The organism is Gimesia chilikensis (assembly GCF_007744075.1).
Lineage (GTDB): Bacteria > Planctomycetota > Planctomycetia > Planctomycetales > Planctomycetaceae > Gimesia > Gimesia chilikensis_A.
The window spans coordinates 1,346,242-1,363,586 of record NZ_CP036266.1 but is presented as its reverse complement, the minus strand read 5'-3'; the positions used below and the strand labels follow the sequence as shown (position 1 = coordinate 1,363,586).

Sequence of the window (17,345 nt, the reverse complement as noted above, 5' to 3'; positions counted from 1 at the left end):
CCCCTGTTATGAGAAGACATTTAATTCTGTCACTGCTGCTGTTCTGGACCGTGTGCGGTCTAGGGAATTCTCCCCTGCCGGCCCAGGCCCCTGCCTCTGATCTGGAGAGCCTGGAGGAACGTGCCTTTAAACAGGCTGCAGCGCTGATGAACCCTTCCATCGTACGTATCGAAACGGTAGGCGGACAGGACCGGGTAGGAAAACTGATTACCGGTACCGGCCCAACATCAGGAGTCGTCGTCAGCCGGGACGGCCTGATTATCTCCAGCGCCTTCAATTTCATCGGCAAGCCGTCCTCAATCCTGGTGACATTGCCCGATGGGCGTCGCTTCCCTGCCGTCGTTGTGGCTACCGATCATCTGCGAATGCTGACCCTACTTAAAATTGAAGCGGATAATCTGCCGATTCCGACCGCTGTCCCGGAAAAAGATCTGCAGGTCGGGATGTGGTCGATCGCGCTGGGACGCACCTTTGAACTGGATCAGCCCAGTATCTCGGTTGGTATTGTCAGCGCCCTGGAACGTATCTGGGGGAAGGCGATCCAGACCGATGCCAAGATTTCTCCCATCAATTATGGTGGTCCCCTCGTTGATATCCAGGGACGGCTGATGGGCATCCTCGTTCCGCTTTCTCCCGGTGCAACAGGAGAGACTGCAGGAGTCGAATGGTATGACTCAGGGATCGGTTTTGCGATCCCCATGTCCGACGTGTTGAAAGTCATCCCCCGTCTGAATACCGGTAAGGATCTCCATCCCGGGCTGCTGGGAATCACCCTGAGTGGCAAAGGGGATCTCTCGACCGAAATGAATCTGGATCGTGTCCGTTATGGTAGCCCTGCACAGGAAGCGGGTCTCAAAGCAGGGGACACGCTTATCAAGTTGAACGACAAACCTGTGGGATTGCACTCCGAGGTGAAATCGGTCCTGATGAGCCTGTACGCAGGCGACACAGTCAGCCTGACCGTGACCCGTGAAGGAGCCAAAGAACCGTTAACCTTCAAAGCCACTCTGACAGAAAAACTGGTACCCTTCGAATCCGGCTTCCTGGGGATTCTCCCTGTCAGAGAGGCTCAGAATCAGACAACGACCGGCGTCGGGGTACGCTATGTAATTCCCGATTCCGCTGCTGAAAAAGCCGGTGTGAAGGCCAAAGATCGGATCCTGGAATTTAATCAGCAGAAAGTCACCAGTGCGGAAATGCTGGCATTTCTGGTGAACCATCTGCGTCCTGAAGACCAGGCATCCCTGCTGATTTCACGCGATGAGAAACCAGTGAAGCTGGACGTCAAACTGCAGAAGACTCCTGATGCTGTTCCCGCAGAAATCCCCACACAGGCGATCCCCTCCCGGACCGCCCAGGAAAATAAAACGCAGAATATCAAAGTAGGCCACTACAAAGAGAAGCTGCCTGGCAGTGATTCGAGTTACTGGGCCTATGTGCCGGAGAATTATCATCCTGACTACGAGTACGGTTTGATGGTCTGGATTCATCCTCCCGGAAACACAATGGAATCAACCATTTTCAATGAATGGAAGAGTATCTGTGAGCAGCGGGGGATCATCATCGTCGGGCCTACAGCGGAGGATGTGATTCGCTGGAACCGGAATGAAACAGAATTTGTAGAGGCGGTTGTGAAGTCGATGCAGCAGCGGTATGACATCGATCCCACGCGGATCTTCCTGCTGAGTCATGCTGACGGAGCTGATTTCGCTTTTGATCTCGCATTTAAATATCGAGAACTGTTTCGGGGTGTTGCGGTCACCGAAGGGTCTCTCAAAAGCCTTCCTCCGGAAACCGACCCGGATTATCCATTGAGCCTGTACTTCGCTCTGAATGCCCACAATCCTTTGAACCAGCTACTTCAACCCCGGCTGGACCTGATCCGTGAGATGAATTACCCCACGGTGTTTCAGCTCATCAAAAATGATCAGCAACCGGGCGAGTATCCTGAGAAACCATTTCTCGAAGAAATTGGTCGCTGGGCCGACAGCCTGGACCGGATTTAAGGACACTTATTCTTGAGCGCTGGGAATTCCCGTAGAACTGGCTACGGAATGATTTGATTCCTGGATCTCCGGTTCCCGGTCGCGATAAGCCATCAGAACCGCCGTGGCTAAAATAAACAGACCCAGGTAAACAGGTGAGAGGAAGAATAGCCAGATGGCTCCCAGCACCAGCAAGGCAACTGCGGGGTGCAGATTCAACCAGTCAGCCGAACGAGACTGCACGCATCGCCCCAGAATCGGCAACAGGATCAGCAAGCCCAGTCCTCCCAGAATGAGGTTGAGATACAGGTTTGGAATCACCCAGGCAGAGAGAGGAACTGTATCGGAATCGCTGTTCAATGGTCCGGCATAATAACGGATCTTACTGGCTGAGACTGGTTCCAGTTTCTGGTGAAACTGACTGACGAAGGAATCGGGGGCCGATTTGGCTTTCTGGTCAGAGTCCACGTATTGCCTGAGGAAAAAGACCCGTTCCCGTAAATCGGCAAAGCGGTTTAACTCGTCGCTGACAGCATCCCGCTGCTGTCGAGAGTCGGTCGCGATTGATTCCAGCTCATTGTATTCGCGTGAAATGGAATCCCAGGTTTCGGGAGAGATAAAGCCATCCTCTGAGAGTTCCAGTTCGATTCCGGCAATTTTGATTTGAGCTTCGAGCTTGTCTGCATAATAGGTAAACGGGTTCACATAGTCGGTCAGAAACGTGCGGTGATTTTCTGAGGTTACGATTTTGACCAGATTCTGATCCACCGGGAAGTTAACCGGCCGTGGTGTCTCCAGCCAGACATGATCCACAAAATACTCATGCTCAATCTGATACGATTCCCAGAACAATGTAATGTTATAAAATTGCGGTCCCCCATTGAGGGGAATTTCCAGCGTTCCGGTATCCTGTTTAAGCGTTGTATCATTTTCGCCGTTAATCAGTACCGCCATCAGTTTGGTTTTACCCGGCCAGGTGAGAGTGAGTGCACGGCTGGTCTGGTTAAACAGTCTGATATGCGTCAGTCCGTGCACGAAATCCTGATTGCTCAGGATGATTTCCGTTTCCATAAAAGGAATGGACTCTGCATTCGCGACTCCTTCTTTCTGGTTTTCAGGAGTCAGACGCCAGGGAAGCTGGGTGGTAGAGAATACGCGATTACAGTCGAAGTGCGGTGCTGAATCACAACGGGCCTGAACCCAACGTGGTATCTGGTCAGCTGCCAATGGTTTCCGCAATTTTTTGTCTGCCAGCTTAAACTCCTGATTGTCAGACAGCAGCAGATAGTGATTTTGTCCCTGGGCATTCTCCAGGATTACAGGAGGAATTGTCAGTTCTCCCAGAGGTTTAATAATAGTCCCCCGGACGGTGACGGTCTTTTCACGTGTCGGAGAACCAGTCGGATCCAGTTCAACACGCTGGAGTCCATCAGCCATTTTGTCGAGCAGTTCGAAAGGCATACCGTCCAGCGAAAATTCATCACCATACTCAGCAGGAATCAGGATCTGCGGTTTCTGAACTTCACCCACGGGTTGAGTAAACCTGAGTGTCTGCGTCAATTCCATCCGATGATCTTCCAGAGCATCTACAATGGTCAGGGTATCAACGGTTGTCACCGAATTACGCGGCTTGAGCGAGAGTTGAATCGGGCCCGAGTCAGAATTCAGCATCTGATAGCGGCCTACCAGAGTCGAGTGTTCTGCGGATGCTGGCTGTGGGGCTTCGTCCTGCAGAGTTCGATAATTGGATGAAACCAGTTTCACATCAACTTGAGGCTTTTTGAACAGTGTCAGAATTGAGTCATCAACGGTTACATCTACAATCTGAATATTGGGAATAGACATGCTTCCCATCTTCCGAACCGGCAGCCAGCCTTTGAGTGTCAGATCCTGCAAACCGGATGTTTTATTTTTGAGGAACAGCGTGATGCGGTTGCCGATCCGATGCCAGTGTGCCAGACGTTCCACATCTTCTTCTTTGACTGAGAGGGATTCGATCCGCAGGGCCTCGGGCACGATCAGGGTATGCCGAAATGCCGGTGCCTGACTGATGCGCAATTCTGCAGCAAAGGTCCAGTCGATGTTTTTCTGATTTACGACCAGCGACTGATTAACCCGTGCCGATCGCTGTGGATTTTTGGGAATCAGCTTCAATGCGATCTGGGCAGGCTGGTTGAGTTGAAACAGCAGAGCGGAAGACTTGAGAATACTGCTTTCAATCTGTTTACTGGGCGTCTTGGACGAAATCGAAAGCACTCCTTCGGGCAATGCCCCTGCCTGTTCAATATCGAACTCGGGGCCAGTTCGGACGCCTACCTGCCAGGAATTGATTTTGATGGTGGCAGATTGCGAGTCCAGTTTGCCAGAGCTGAAATCGAGTGGAGGCAGAATGACGGAGTCTAACCCATAATTGACGGGCAATTCGAGTACCGCATCGACGATGAACTCTCCTTCTTTCGATTCCGACAATTCGAGCAGCAGTTCTTCCTGCTTACCATCTTCAGATCTGGTGATGGCAGGCGTGACTGTCATGCCCGCCACTTTGATGCTGCGGACAATTGTACCTACGGGTAGTTTCCAGAACAGGTAATCGACTTTTCCGTTCAGCACATTGTATTTCACCTGCACATCCATGCGAATCAGTGACGGAGAAATATCGGCGTTGGTCAAAACCGATGCTGACAGGTTCAAGGGGCTGACCTCTGAGTCCCGGTTATTAAACCACTTCAGTTTGAGTTGCCTGTTCTCTTTGAAGAAGGTGGAAAACTCTTTTTTACCCCCCAGCTGATAACGTGAAATCCCCGTTGATTCAAACAGTTCGACGAGTTGAACCGGTTCGTGAAACGCACACACAAAATCATTTGTGGCTACAGGCGGAATCGCCAGTTCAAACTGTCCGCCGTTTGCACTGAACCTGACTGCGGGATGCAGCTTCAGTTCGATTTCATGTTTCTGATAGGAATAAGGCAGGACAGGTCGGACTGCTTCTACAGGGCCATCTGATGCTGACCTGGAAATCGTTGCAGGCAGGACTTCATTATCAACCGTAACCAGAATACTCTGGCCATCAGACGCCAGTAATACCGGAACGACCTTACCGTCAACGCGGCAGGATTCCGGTCCACTCAGATTCCCCCCTTGAATGGGGAGTTGAATCTTCACTTCCGTACGTTCGGAGGGAATTTCGACACTGAAGCGGGCCTGGAGTGTTAACAGCTGGTTATCCTGGATCTCCCCCTGGTAATGAGCCGCTGAGAGAAGATACTCCGGTTGAGCAGCTTCATTGACGAAGTTTTCCAATGCCTGCAGCAGTTGCGGACTCAGGTAGGCATAAGACTCGCGCGAGGTATCTGTGGATTCCGGTAGCAGAACCATTTCATTCAGTGTGACTGTGCGGCGACTGTCTGATGCCTGGCCAGGACCTGCCCCATTCTGAGCATGAGCGGTCGCTACGGAATAGCCCAATACGACAAACAGCAGCAGCCGGGCAGCCGAATACATTGATGACAGAGGTTGCTCGTAGGCTTTCGTACTCTGATCTTCAATCGGTTTGACGATTTCCTGTCTAAGGAACCGGCGGGGAATCAACATCACGATCAACAGACCGGTAAAGCAACTACCCGATATCTGGGCCAGTGGGTAAGACAGGTTCCAGGAAAGTAACAGAGCACTCAATGCCACCACGATACAGATTTTATCCCGTAAACCAACGCGGAATATTCGCAGCAACAATCCACAGAACAGAGTTAAAAGCAGCATCATCCAGGAGAGAATCCCAGATTCCGTGATATTCGTTGTCTCCAAAGTACCGAAGCTCACCGGAAATAAGACCAGCGCATTCCACTCAGTCCCTTCAGTCGGGTTTGCGGTAGACTCTCTACCCAGCACTCCCAGAAAACGACGTGTCAATGATTCAGCCGGCAGAGGTTCCTGCAGCACCATATTTGCTGGTCCGCTGAGCAGGCGGATTCCTTTGGGAACGATGAAATTCCAGTCTGTCTCCAAGACACGCTGATTAATCTGGGGGAATGGAATCTGTCTGGAGGCGGTCAACCGGTTTTCCGGTGCCTGGGTCTGGTAGTGAATCGTAATTCGATATGTATCCAACTGGTCGAACAGCGGAACCAGAAACTGGCCTTCTGCCTCGATCGGTGTGATGCGGCGATCGTTAACAGAGGTAGAGATCAGTTTTACCGCAGCTGGAAACCGAAACAGAAATTTATCTTCAAATGTCTTGGACAGATCCAGTGTAATCGTAGCCTCATGCACGTCCGGTTCGCCATTTCCGTGACCCAGCCGGGAGTCAATCACGAGTGTAGCGGTTCCCTGCTCGAGTGCGTTCTCTGGCAAATCGGAAGCCCGGGTAATCGTCAGAGATCCGAGAGGCTGCTCGTAATTCCATTCATAGTTTCGCTGATTGCGCTGGTTACTGGTTCGTTCCTGTGAATCCGGAGGGAGCAGAAGCCCTTCCGTTTTCATACGCAGATTGAGTTCATTCGAATTGAGAACCCGCACGACTCCCTGGAACGGCTGAGCCTGCGGTGCGAAGACCAGAGAAGCACGCACGTTTTTACCAAACGGTCGCTGACGCTCTCCCCGTATTTCGATCTCTTTGAATACGGGAGCCGTAAAAGAGAGCTCCCAGAGCTCTCCCAGGTTGGGGAGATACCATTTCTGATGTGCAGAGACTGGCAGTTTTTTGATGGAGAGCCTGGATTGTAATCCACTGCTGGCGGGTAAAGTCCATTCCACAGGCGGACCAGGTTCAGACAGATAGACCAGCACCCGCTGAATGCCGCCAACCGGAGGCAGACAGTTCAGAATGAAGTTTTCCTGGATCGACTTGTCATTCAACGCGATATAGGAACTGGCAACGACTTCAAACTTCTGTTCCAGATCGGAACGCCTCAGGCTTCCCCAGTGAGTTCCAGAATATGGAGAGAGATGGAAATAACGGGAATCATCCTGATTCACGGCCGGAAATTTCCAACTGGCAGGCAACTCAGCGGTAGTCAGTTCCTGCACTTCCTTATCGGGCTGAAATAGCAAGGCGACCTGTTCGGGAGCAGAGATTTCCAGAACCCGATCCACGCTGTAACATCCGAGTGGTTTGACGCCAAACAGATTCATGTTGCGGGTTGCAACGGGAACCAGTCTGCGAGCCTGGATCTCCAGTGTGTATGGTGCTTCGGGTGAGACAGAGACGGGAAGTCGTACGCTCAGTTTCTGTTGTTTTTCACTTCGTTCCACGTCCCAGACCAGATTCCCTGAACTGCTTTCTGCGGGACTGCTGACCTGGGTAATCTCCCAACCAGCGGGAATCATGGCTTCCAGCCGATACGTGGAACCAGCGGCTGAAGACCAGTTAATGCGTGTTTTCAAACGCCAGCTCTTCTCTTCGATCTGTACCAGGCTATGCACTTTAGCCGACAGGTTCAGATCAGGGAGGGCCAGTTGATAAGAAAGTCTGGCGTCGGGAGAATACTGTTTGAAATCGTAGGCTTCCCCCTGCTCGTCCTGAATCAGGACACCTGTCTGCCTTAAATCGGATGAGCGAATTGCATGTGTTTCCAGGGGCGATGAGATATCCAGGTGAACGGTTCCCCCCAGAAAGTGTGCCTGCTTTAATTTCAGTCGTGGAATTTCGATCTCATTATCCAGCGAGGGAGAACTCAGCGCCCGGATTGACAGGGGGCGGCTGATCCCCAGCAGCGGATCGATCAGATCGACAATGACCAGTTGTTTCCCCTGTTGTTTTTTGACTTCAAAGGGAAGAGAAAGATCGTTACCCAGATTCACCGAATAGATTTCGTATTCGGTGGGTGCTTCAAATTCGAGCTTTTGGATTGGGGTATTAAGAACTTCGATCTGAAAATCTTCTCTGAGCCGCAGACCGTCTTCGCGAACTCCCACTTGAGCAAACTGGTGATACAGTATTTGCTGCGGTGCACTTTGTGGCTTCTCTGCCTGATGCACGGTCACTTTGAATGCGGATTGTCCCCCCAGTTCGATCTGCCACAAATCGTATTGAGGATCGTCTGCTTTTAAGGGACCACTTACATACCCCACAGTAGTGGTCAACACTTTCCCCTTCGGAACCTTCAAATGAACCTGTGAAACCACCGTTTCCGGAAGTTCAAACTGAAACTCCGTACGCAGCGGTTGCTGCCTGCCTTTAAGACTCCAACTGCCCGTGAGATCCTTACTGAAGTGATCGACAAGCAGTAAGGTTCGCTGATCGGGGGCCAGTCCCCAAACCGCCTGCTGATTTCCCCATTTAAGTTCATGAACCGCTAGATTCAAATGCGAAAGATCGATAAATCCCGGCTCATTGCGGGAGCAATGCATCACCCAGGTCAACTGTCCGTCCACCAGATGATCCCCCTTCAGCGTGGCTGTATACGTTGCCTGCTGGATCCAGGAATTGGGGGGTGTATTTTTTTTCTTCAACGCTGCCGCTTTGAGGGCTGCATACTTTTTGAGAGGAACCGGATACCAGTTGCCTTCCGGCCAGCGCGAAGGGTCCTGCCCGGGCACCGTGACTTCTCTGATCCGTGCTATGGGAGAAAGGTCGACGGTCTGTGGTTCAGCAGCGGGCAACTGGTTCAGCACCAGAACACTGCAGAGTATGGTGAACCACATCCAGAACCGGGTGATGCGCAAGCGCTCGCTTGTAAAAACAGATCGAACCGTTGTCATCGGTTCGCCCCGGCTTCCGAGGATGAGACGGGTTTGTCCACAATTTCAGATCCCGGACGCACTGCCGTAATATCTTCCGGATCGACCTCGGAAGGATGAATTCGCTCTGAGAAAGAAGGCGGCGGAATAAAGTCACTTGGTGCCGACATCGTGAGCAGTTTGGTCTCTTTGCGTTTGCGGGAAGTTCCGTTAATCAGAGCAGCCACAATAGCCAATAGTAAACCGAACACAGCAGGTTGCAGCAATACTTCCACAGGAGCGGTGTACCAGAGGGCAACTGCAGAAACGACAGTGGTCATGAACAGCAGAACCAGCATGCTGCGTAATACGGAGATACTCATCAGGATGAAGCCGAGCAGGAGGGCTGTTCCGGCTCCGATGAAGACAATCATCGAACGGGACAATGCCTGAAACTGCAGGCTCGTGGCAGGCCCCAGCCGATAGAACTGATAATGGTTCACGCCGAGGAAGTCCTGTCGTTCGGGTGGTGCAGTCTTCAGTTTTACCGGAATCTCATCTTCGCCTGCAAATTCGCGTGACCAGAAGACTCCCTGGTGAACCCAGCTGAACTGCGGAGTATAGCCTCGGGGAATTGTAAACAGATGCTCGTTGCTGGGCAGATTGACTTTCCAGAACGTCTTCTCCACCCAGAGATTATTTACGAATTCAGGAGCGACAACTGACAGCGGACTGAATTGAGAATCGCGCTGGTGCCGCGTTGAACCGTAGTCGATTGTCAGGATATGAGGAGTGGTTTCTTTTTCCTTGGGTGCGGGTAGTATCAGTTGAAATTCGGTTGCCTGCCCCTGCTGTACCAGATTCTCTGTGACTCGCTGATTATTCCACCAGACCGCTTCGATTTTGATGCCCGCGTTCTCAGGCAGGCGAAATGCCAGTGTGCGCGGAGATACAGGAAACTGATACTGGGCTCGTGCCAGATATGATCCAGCAGCATCCAGGCTGCAGTCAATCCAGGCCTGACTGATCGAGTAAGAGAATAAGGAACCGGTATCACTTTTTTTCAACTTGAGGCTGATGTCAGCCTGAGGATCGACGGCACGCCAGAAGGCGATGTTATTCATGCCCAGTTGCTGCTGCCAGGCGTCATTCAGGCTGGAGACTTCCAGGTACTGTGTATCTTCCTCATTGGAGAGAGATAACTCAAACTGACTTTCCGTAAATGGAACATCATCAGAACGAATCAGAGGTACGTTGAGCTCAGCCTGAGAATCCTGGGGCAGGAGATAGACGGCAGTAATTTTAACGGGGCCCAGCTGTTTGCTGCGAAGAGAGAGTCGCGCATTTTGTATCGGATCGGTATCGTCCGAGGTCCAGGTCGGAACCAGTGGATTCTGTTCATTATCCAGGTAGAAGTTGACCCGGTTCCTGAGCGCCTGAGGGACACGGAGACGGATTTCAGAGAGGGGATCGTATTCGATCTGATATTGTATTTCCTGTTCCACCCGAATCTCGGAACCATCAAGTTCCAGAAGGGCGTTGCTGTTGGCGGTGATCTGCTGATTGTGAATCGAGACAATCGCTGAAAATTCATTGGGCCCCGGCTGGATCTGGTATTCGGTCTTCCGCAGACTCTGAACTTCTGCAGGCAGTTCGAACTGTTTGAGCTGGGCTGCGGGAGAGGAGATCACCTGCGTTTTGGGAGCAGGCGTCAGGTCGGTCACAACATTCGTATCATTGGCGATGACCAGTGAAGTGGCTGACAGGCTGGGTGCTTTGATTTCGGGTAAGGTAAAGCTGAAGGGTTCACGGTCAGCAATCACGGGACGTCGGGCACGAAACGTGATTTCGAAAGTTCCCTTGGATCGTTTCAACAGATTGATATTCACCCGGTTAGGCTGTGACGGGTCAACTACGATGGCTTCTGTCAGCGAGGGCTCCTGCATCAGTTCGAGCTCCCAGCCTTCCTCCGTCCGATTCGGCCAGTCGAGAGACACCTTATCGAGGGCCCCCTGAAAGACATTGATCTGCACGCGGGCATCCAGTTCTGCCCGGTTACCAAACATCTGCACGAGGTAAAACGGTTTTGCAGAAAAGTAGGGTTTCACCCGCTCGATATTCAGCGGTAACTGGAAAGGCTGTTTCAGGAAGCGATAGGAACTGTCCAGATCTTTCTGATTGGCTTTGATTTGATATACCGACCGGTTCTGACCTTCCATGCGAAAGATACGATACCCGTCCAGTGTCTGGATATCGATCAAGCCGGTCTGCCGCTTCGCACGGCTGACTTCGAATCCGTCGATCAGGAATTTCCCACTCTGTTCGGGGAAATCAGTCTCCAGAGTCCACTGCACTTCAATCGGTCCGACCGTGGGCTCAATCAGTGAGACTTCCACCAGATTGTCTTTGATCACTTTATGGCTTTTATAGCCATCACATTTCACATCCAGCAGTCGGAATGATTCGGGAAGTTTGACCTGCACATTTTGGAAACTGCCGGTCAGGGCTTTGATGGACTGTGTCGCATTGAGTAATACTGAATCGGTTGTGAAATCGGTTGTCAACAAAGTCTCGGCCTGAAGAACCGTGTCGACTTTTTTCTCATCGGGAATCGGCTGCCAGGACAGATCCAACTGTTCCCCCAGGCCGAACAGTTCTATCTGGCTCTGATCGTCATCCAGCGACTTCTTGGAGACGGCGACTCCCGTAGGAACTTCGAGGCTGATCTGAGGAAGCGGAACGGTCAGTTTGAGATTGCTGACCGCGGTCTGAGGTAAGACCAGTTGCAGACGCCGGGAAGGCAGTTGTTGTTTGAGGGACACGCTCAATGTCAGATTAAGTTCGTGAGTTCCCTTGCCTTTGAACCACCAGAGATAACCATCCGTCCGGTTGAAACCTCCCGGGCTCGACTCACCAGCACCGCTATAATTCGTCTTCAGGAAAATAGATTCATTCAGTTTCAGAGGCACGCGCACCCACTGATCTGCTTCGTTGATCAGGATCACGAGGCGGGCATCAAGAATCGCACGGTCTTCTTTGATATTTCCCTGCAGCGAAACTGAGGAGACAGCATACTCCGGCGAGGGTGTCGTCTGGGGAGTCTGTTTCTGTTTCAGATATTCCAGAACCTGATCCAGGTTGAGATTAGGCAGTGGTAAAAACTGGCCATCGGCTCCACGAATATAGAGCCCCTGTTGAGTTGCTTCATCTGCAGCCGGTTTGCCTGTCGGTTCTGCTGCCGAAGGGAGTGTGCCGTTCTGCTTTTCAGTTGACGCAGGCTGGCTGGAACTGGGTAGTGCCCTGTCAAACGCAGGAGAAGCAGGTCGTTCCATGGGCGCAGAACTACCACTCCCTGAAGCTTGTGCATGCACGTACTCCAGTGGAATCAGCATGCAAAGCCCGCATAGACCCGCTGCGACTAAGATGAAACGTTTCAGCTGTGACATGTTCGTCAATTGATCCCCAACTTTGGGAGCAGAAAACCTCTGAATCAATTCGACATCAGGCGGCTCCATCCGCGTATGCTGACGAATTTGGTCTGGTCAGCCTGCAACCAGCCCTTTTGTAGTCAGACGTATACCCTGTGTTATCAGAAATGCTGTTGACCCTTATTATCATACGTCGTCTTTTGGGGACATTAAAGCAGTAATCTCAAAGCTGCCCAAAAAACCTATGTTGTAAGCAATGACTGTAAATCAGAATGAATGTTTGTTCCATTTGTCGCCAGGATACTGGGGTTTTCGATGGTGAAACTGGCATCCTCAATTGATGTCACCAGGCCGCCCGCCTCTCTGCAGATCAGGACCCCTGCTGCCATATCCCAAGGCTTCAGATTACTGGACCAGTAACCTTCGATACGACCGGCAGAAACGTAACAGAGATTCAAAGCCGCAGATCCGGTACGTTGCAGTGTCTGTGCTGCCGGAAGTACTTTCAGAAATCGATCAATGGAGACATCTCGTCCATTGGTGCCGACAGGTAGACTGGCTACCAGCATGGCCTGATCCATGGAGGGAATGCGGGAAGGTGAAATGGGCGTTCCATTCAGTTTCGCTCCGTGTCCCTGCAGCGCGGAAAAGAGCTCATCCCGATTGGGATCATACACCACTCCCAGAATGAGATCTCCCTGATACTCCAGGCCGATGGAGACGCAGTAGTAAGGGAAGCCATGCACGTAATTGGATGTTCCATCCAGAGGGTCGATTACCCAGCGATACTCTGAGTCCCCTTCATGTCGGGTCAGTCCCTCTTCGCCCAGCATCTTATGATCGGGATAGTGTGTGGTGATATGCTCAACAATCGCTTTCTGAGAAGCGAAGTCGGCGTCGGTGACCAGATCGGCACGTCCCTTTTCTGAAACGCGAAATTCGTTGACCCAGTCCTGCAGACATTTCGCTCCCTTTCGAGCTGCGGTCTCTGCCACCTCAAGCAATTCCGTGGAATGCACTGTTGATCCTTCCGTGAAACACATTTGACTCGTGATATTCTGCGTAAGTGTCGCTATTCCTGACACTGATTCCGTCTGGTCCGTTCAACCAGCAGGGAAAAACCTGCAAAATCGGTCCGATGATGCGGATCATACCACTTCAGCGGGTTTTACCTATTTTATGAATCGTACAGCGCAGCGCGAACCGTCAGGATTACGATTTCACAATTCTTTGTGCTCTTCACGAAATCTTCTCCCCTGACCGGCGGGAGGAAATACCAGTGGTGAAGTCTCAAGCCTCGTAACGATTTAGGTGGCTCATTTCAGTTTGCCAGTGGTTACAGCCACAGATCAGTGATAGCTCGCTTCGGGGTGGTACCAGGATTTGAACAGTGCACAACGGGTTCTGCTGTCTGCGATGATTATGTCAGTTTCAGCGATCACAATGATTCCCCGGATTGGTGTCGCTTTTTGAAAACAGGTAGAGCTGTGAAGGTGTGGAATTTTTCCAGATTGAAAGTTTCAGGAGAGAAACGTGAGGTATATTTTCAACATCTGCTGTCATGTGACAGACTGGAAATAATACGTATATGAGCTGCCTGAACTGGCAGAAATCCCAAAACCAGACTACTTGATTGAAAAGATAACCGATGGATTTTCCGCTCACCCAATTATCACTGTATGTCATGGCCATCAGCGTGGGGATCTTCACGATCATCGCTGCCATCACTGACTATAAGTCGCGCAGAATCTACAACGTGCTGACAGTCCCCTTCTTTGTGCTGGGAATCGTTTACCAGCTGGCCTTCAATGGCTGGGAAGGACTGCTGTATGGGTTCCTCGGATTCATTGCTGGTTTCGGCATCTTCTTTCTGATCTGGATGGCAGGCAGTGGTGCCGCCGGTGATGTGAAAATGATGGGTGCCCTGTCCATGTGGCTGGGTTTCAAAGCAACGATTGCCGTGATGATTGTCGGAACCGTGTTTGTCGTGCTCGCTTCCTCTGCCTTGCTGTTCTGGAGCGTGGTCACCAAGGGAGCTCGAAAAACCAAAGAGAAGTATCTGGCCACTGGTAAACAGTTCACAGGCAAGAAAAAGAAATACAAACCGGAAACGGAAGCACAAAAGCGGGAACGGGGATTCATGCCATTCGCTCTGCCCGTGGTTCTGGCGACCTGGAGCGTCACAACCTGGATGATTATCAAAGCAGCGGTTCTGTAAGCCTGCGAAACAGTCACACATAGCCAGAAGAAATTGAGGAAAGCATTTCTGCTATGAGAGTCAAACGCAAACAAAACAAACAACGGCGATTGAAACATCGCGGATTCCTGAGCATGGAACTGGCTCTGGTTCTGCCGATCTTCGCAATCGTTCTGTTCGCGCTGGTGGAGTTTACGCTCCTGTTCTACGCGCGGGCGGATGTGGTCGAAGCCAGCCGAATCGGTGCCCGCCTGGCAACTATGCCCGGCATCACCCAGCAGAACGTGGAAGCGGAAGTCAAAAAAATTCTGCCTCCCCAACTGGGACAGGGAGCCGTGATTAAAACGGAAATGGGAAAACATTCGGGTGATGTGGTCATGGTGGCGGTAAGTATCCCCATGACACTCGCATCACCCAACCTGCTCTGGCCCGTGGGTTATAACCTCAAGGGACAGAACCTGTACTCGGAAACAAGAATGATTAAAGAGTAGGCTTCCCTCGGGAACCTGCTCGAAAAGTAAACAGTGGAAGAATTCGTAAACCCCTCCGACGAAGTAACGGGAGGGAAAGATTAGAAGCCAGGCAGTTGCCTTGCTGATTTAAAATACGGGAGACTGATCCGGTGAAAAGCCTGACCCCTGCAAAAGTGACTCTGTTGATGTTTGGCGTCTTCGGTGTCCTGATTGCAGCATATATCGGTAAAAGACTGTTGGCAGGAAAAGAGGAAGCTCCGCCAGTTGCAACTCGAAACATTCCCATGGCCATCAGTGAGTTGGAGCCGGGTACCCTGGTCACCGAAGAACACCTCGGTCTGGGTCCGATTGCCATCAAGAACCTGAAGCCGGAAATGATGACTTCGAATAAGGTCATTGTCGGTCGTGTCGTTAAGGAACGCATTCCTGCAGCGACCCCGATTTCCACGAGTCAGCTCTACCCCGCTGGTGAAACACCTCCACTGAAAGTAGAACCCGGCATGCGGGCGATTTCTGTGCCGCTCGAATCTACAGTCGATCTGGTCGATGGCCTGATCAAGCCGGGTGAATATGTCGACGTGCACATGACCCCCAGTGGATTGAACAACGACAGACGTATGAACGGCGGGATGACATTAACCCTGTTTAAAGGGGTGCGGGTGATCGCGATTAACCGCAGTTATACCCAGATCAGCAACTCCCGTCGGGGAACCAATGTGACTCTGGAACTGACGCCCGAGCAGGCCAACATCATGATTCTGGCCCGCGATCGTGGTGCAATCACCATGAGTTATACCCCCGAGGGTAAAGGGGATGGTGGTGTGGCTGTCAACAATGCAGACAAAGCGACGCTCTATGAAATCCTGGGCCTCAAAACCCCCGAAAAGCCCAAAGAAAAAGAACCACCCGAACCCTTCGTGGTCGAAGGCTACTATGGCACCAGTCGCAGCGTGAACCGGTTTGACCAGAACGGCCTGCGGGTCGGTGACTACGACTCGAACAGTCGTGGAGGCGGTCGCGGCTTCAATTCTGGTGGCTATCTGGATCCATACTGGGGCGGTGGTAACGGTTCTGACCTGGACAGTGATTCCATCAGTGCTCCCCGGCGTCAGCAGGCACCTCCTGCTCAGAATTCCTATGGACCGACAGCCCAGCAGCAGCAACAGCAGGGACAACCTCCAGCCAATTATCCGGGTGGTCCAATGCGTCAGCAGGGATCTTATGCCCGCAGTGTGTATCCGCAGAATCCTTCTGTGGGACGTTAAGCGAACCAGCGTCTCGACTGAAATCTTTATCCTATTTCCATAGATTGAATGCGTAACTCATGCGACGTCTCCAGACAATCCGAACTGCGCATCAACGACGAGGGGTTATCACCCCTCTGGCAGCCGGCGTGCTGCTGGTCGTGCTGGCAGGGATTGCGCTGATCATCAATCGGCTCTGGCTCGATGCAGCGTCTCTGGAAGTGACGACATGCATCGAAACAGCAGTCCTGGCCGCCGGTCATGAGATGGTTTCGGATGAACTGATCAAGGATCAGCCGGACTATGAGACGTTGATGCAGCGGGCCGAGCATTCTGCCAATGAGGCCCTGAAACTAAACTCAGTTGCGGGCCAGCAGGTCGGCATCAAGTTGACCAAAGATGAGAATTTACTGTTTGGTAAATCGGTACCGGTGGTTGAAACAGGAGTTCGTCGTTTTCTGCAAACAGATCATGAACCGCGGAGTATTCAGATTCAGACACAATCTCCCGGCCGGATTGCCAATCCGGTGGCTGAGTTTCTGTCAGACCTGACCCGTTCCCATGCGGGAACAGCGGGAGCCCAGATTCAGGCCACACTCGACAACCATGTCCGGGGTGTTCGTCCTTTTGAAAATGTAGCGGTCCCCGCATATCCCCTGGCAATCCTGAAAACGGACCCTTCGGGCAAGCATACACAGACCTGGGAACTGCAGATCGATCAGAAACAGGGAAAAGATGAGTACCGCTACGATCCGGAAACCAAAACGGTCTCCCAAGGATCTGACGGCATTCCGGAGATCATTCTGACAGGGAAACCCCGTCGGGGTGAGATCAGTGATGCCAACATGCAGATTCTGGATTTCGGTTCTCACTTCAATACAGATACCGTGATGCAGCAGATTCTGTCGGGACTGACCCGCAAAAACCTGAAGCAATTCCAGGGCGAACTGCTCTTCGATGCCGGTCCCCTGCCCGTAAAGTGCAGCCCGAATATCGAAAATGGTGAGCAGGATGCGTTTCAGGAAATGATCGGCCAGTGCCGCATCTGCTTTTTATACGATCAACTGGAACAACAGTCCGGTTCGTTTGAAGGGACTGCTTTCTGCACCAATCTGGTGGGTGGTCGGATTATGGCAGTCCAGCGGCTGGATAACCAGGCATGTGAAATCATTCTGCAACCTGGAGTGCTGTCTTCACGTTCCGTCGTACTGGCGGCTCCTGAAGATGAGGCCAGCCTGAATCAGCCGGTCCAGAAAATTGAGCAGACTGTGAACAAGGTCGGACAGACTGCCGGCCTGAAAGAATCAAATCAAAACAAATATATTTACAAGCTTTATCTGACCCAGTAAGGGTGGAGATGA

8 protein-coding genes are annotated in these 17,345 nt (G+C 51.8%); 5 read left to right on the top strand and 3 right to left on the bottom strand.

What is annotated here, in order from left to right; translation table 11 throughout:
- The first annotated feature begins 8 nt into the window (after nucleotides 1-8).
- A complete protein-coding gene (locus HG66A1_RS05315; RefSeq protein ID WP_145181185.1) occupies nucleotides 9-2,006 on the top strand; it encodes a PDZ domain-containing protein in 1,998 nt (665 codons plus the stop codon).
- A 6-nt stretch (nucleotides 2,007-2,012) separates the two neighbouring features.
- On the opposite strand, the gene HG66A1_RS05310 is transcribed toward HG66A1_RS05315, so the two are convergent.
- The 3 genes from HG66A1_RS05310 to HG66A1_RS05300 all read right to left on the bottom strand — a co-directional run bounded on the left by HG66A1_RS05310 (nucleotide 2,013) and on the right by HG66A1_RS05300 (nucleotide 13,089).
- The gene (locus HG66A1_RS05310) at nucleotides 2,013-8,627 is read right to left on the bottom strand and encodes a hypothetical protein (RefSeq protein ID WP_145181184.1); all 6,615 of its coding nucleotides are present in this window, start codon (nucleotides 8,625-8,627) and stop codon (nucleotides 2,013-2,015) included.
- Between the two features lie 53 nt (nucleotides 8,628-8,680).
- Nucleotides 8,681-12,034 (bottom strand): hypothetical protein, encoded by a 3,354-nt coding sequence (locus HG66A1_RS05305; RefSeq protein WP_145181183.1) that lies wholly within the window; start codon nucleotides 12,032-12,034, stop codon nucleotides 8,681-8,683.
- A gap of 278 nt (nucleotides 12,035-12,312) precedes the next feature.
- Nucleotides 12,313-13,089, bottom strand: a complete 777-nt coding sequence (locus tag HG66A1_RS05300) for an inositol monophosphatase family protein (protein WP_145181182.1) — start codon at nucleotides 13,087-13,089, stop codon at nucleotides 12,313-12,315.
- A gap of 629 nt (nucleotides 13,090-13,718) precedes the next feature.
- On the opposite strand from HG66A1_RS05300, the gene HG66A1_RS05295 reads away from it, so the two are divergent.
- The 4 genes from HG66A1_RS05295 (at nucleotide 13,719) to HG66A1_RS05280 (ending at nucleotide 17,333) form a co-directional block, all read left to right on the top strand.
- A complete protein-coding gene (locus HG66A1_RS05295; RefSeq protein ID WP_145181181.1) occupies nucleotides 13,719-14,288 on the top strand; it encodes a prepilin peptidase in 570 nt (189 codons plus the stop codon).
- 53 nt (nucleotides 14,289-14,341) lie between these two features.
- Nucleotides 14,342-14,758 (top strand): TadE/TadG family type IV pilus assembly protein, encoded by a 417-nt coding sequence (locus tag HG66A1_RS05290; protein ID WP_145181180.1) that lies wholly within the window; start codon nucleotides 14,342-14,344, stop codon nucleotides 14,756-14,758.
- 131 nt (nucleotides 14,759-14,889) lie between these two features.
- Nucleotides 14,890-16,005: a Flp pilus assembly protein CpaB gene (gene cpaB / locus HG66A1_RS05285; RefSeq protein WP_145181179.1), complete on the top strand. Its 1,116-nt coding sequence runs from the start codon at nucleotides 14,890-14,892 to the stop codon at nucleotides 16,003-16,005.
- Nucleotides 16,006-16,064: 59 nt separating this feature from the next.
- Nucleotides 16,065-17,333 (top strand): hypothetical protein, encoded by a 1,269-nt coding sequence (locus HG66A1_RS05280; RefSeq protein ID WP_145181178.1) that lies wholly within the window; start codon nucleotides 16,065-16,067, stop codon nucleotides 17,331-17,333.
- Nucleotides 17,334-17,345 lie beyond the last annotated feature (12 nt).

Coding starts and splice junctions, on each gene's coding strand:
- HG66A1_RS05290 (WP_145181180.1), top strand. CDS start 14,342: ATGAGAGTCAAACGCAAACAAAACAAACAACGGCGATTGAAACATCGC.
- HG66A1_RS05295 (WP_145181181.1), top strand. CDS start 13,719: ATGGATTTTCCGCTCACCCAATTATCACTGTATGTCATGGCCATCAGC.
- HG66A1_RS05310 (WP_145181184.1), bottom strand. CDS start 8,627: ATGTGGTTCACCATACTCTGCAGTGTTCTGGTGCTGAACCAGTTGCCC.
- HG66A1_RS05280 (WP_145181178.1), top strand. CDS start 16,065: ATGCGACGTCTCCAGACAATCCGAACTGCGCATCAACGACGAGGGGTT.
- HG66A1_RS05305 (WP_145181183.1), bottom strand. CDS start 12,034: ATGCTGATTCCACTGGAGTACGTGCATGCACAAGCTTCAGGGAGTGGT.
- HG66A1_RS05315 (WP_145181185.1), top strand. CDS start 9: ATGAGAAGACATTTAATTCTGTCACTGCTGCTGTTCTGGACCGTGTGC.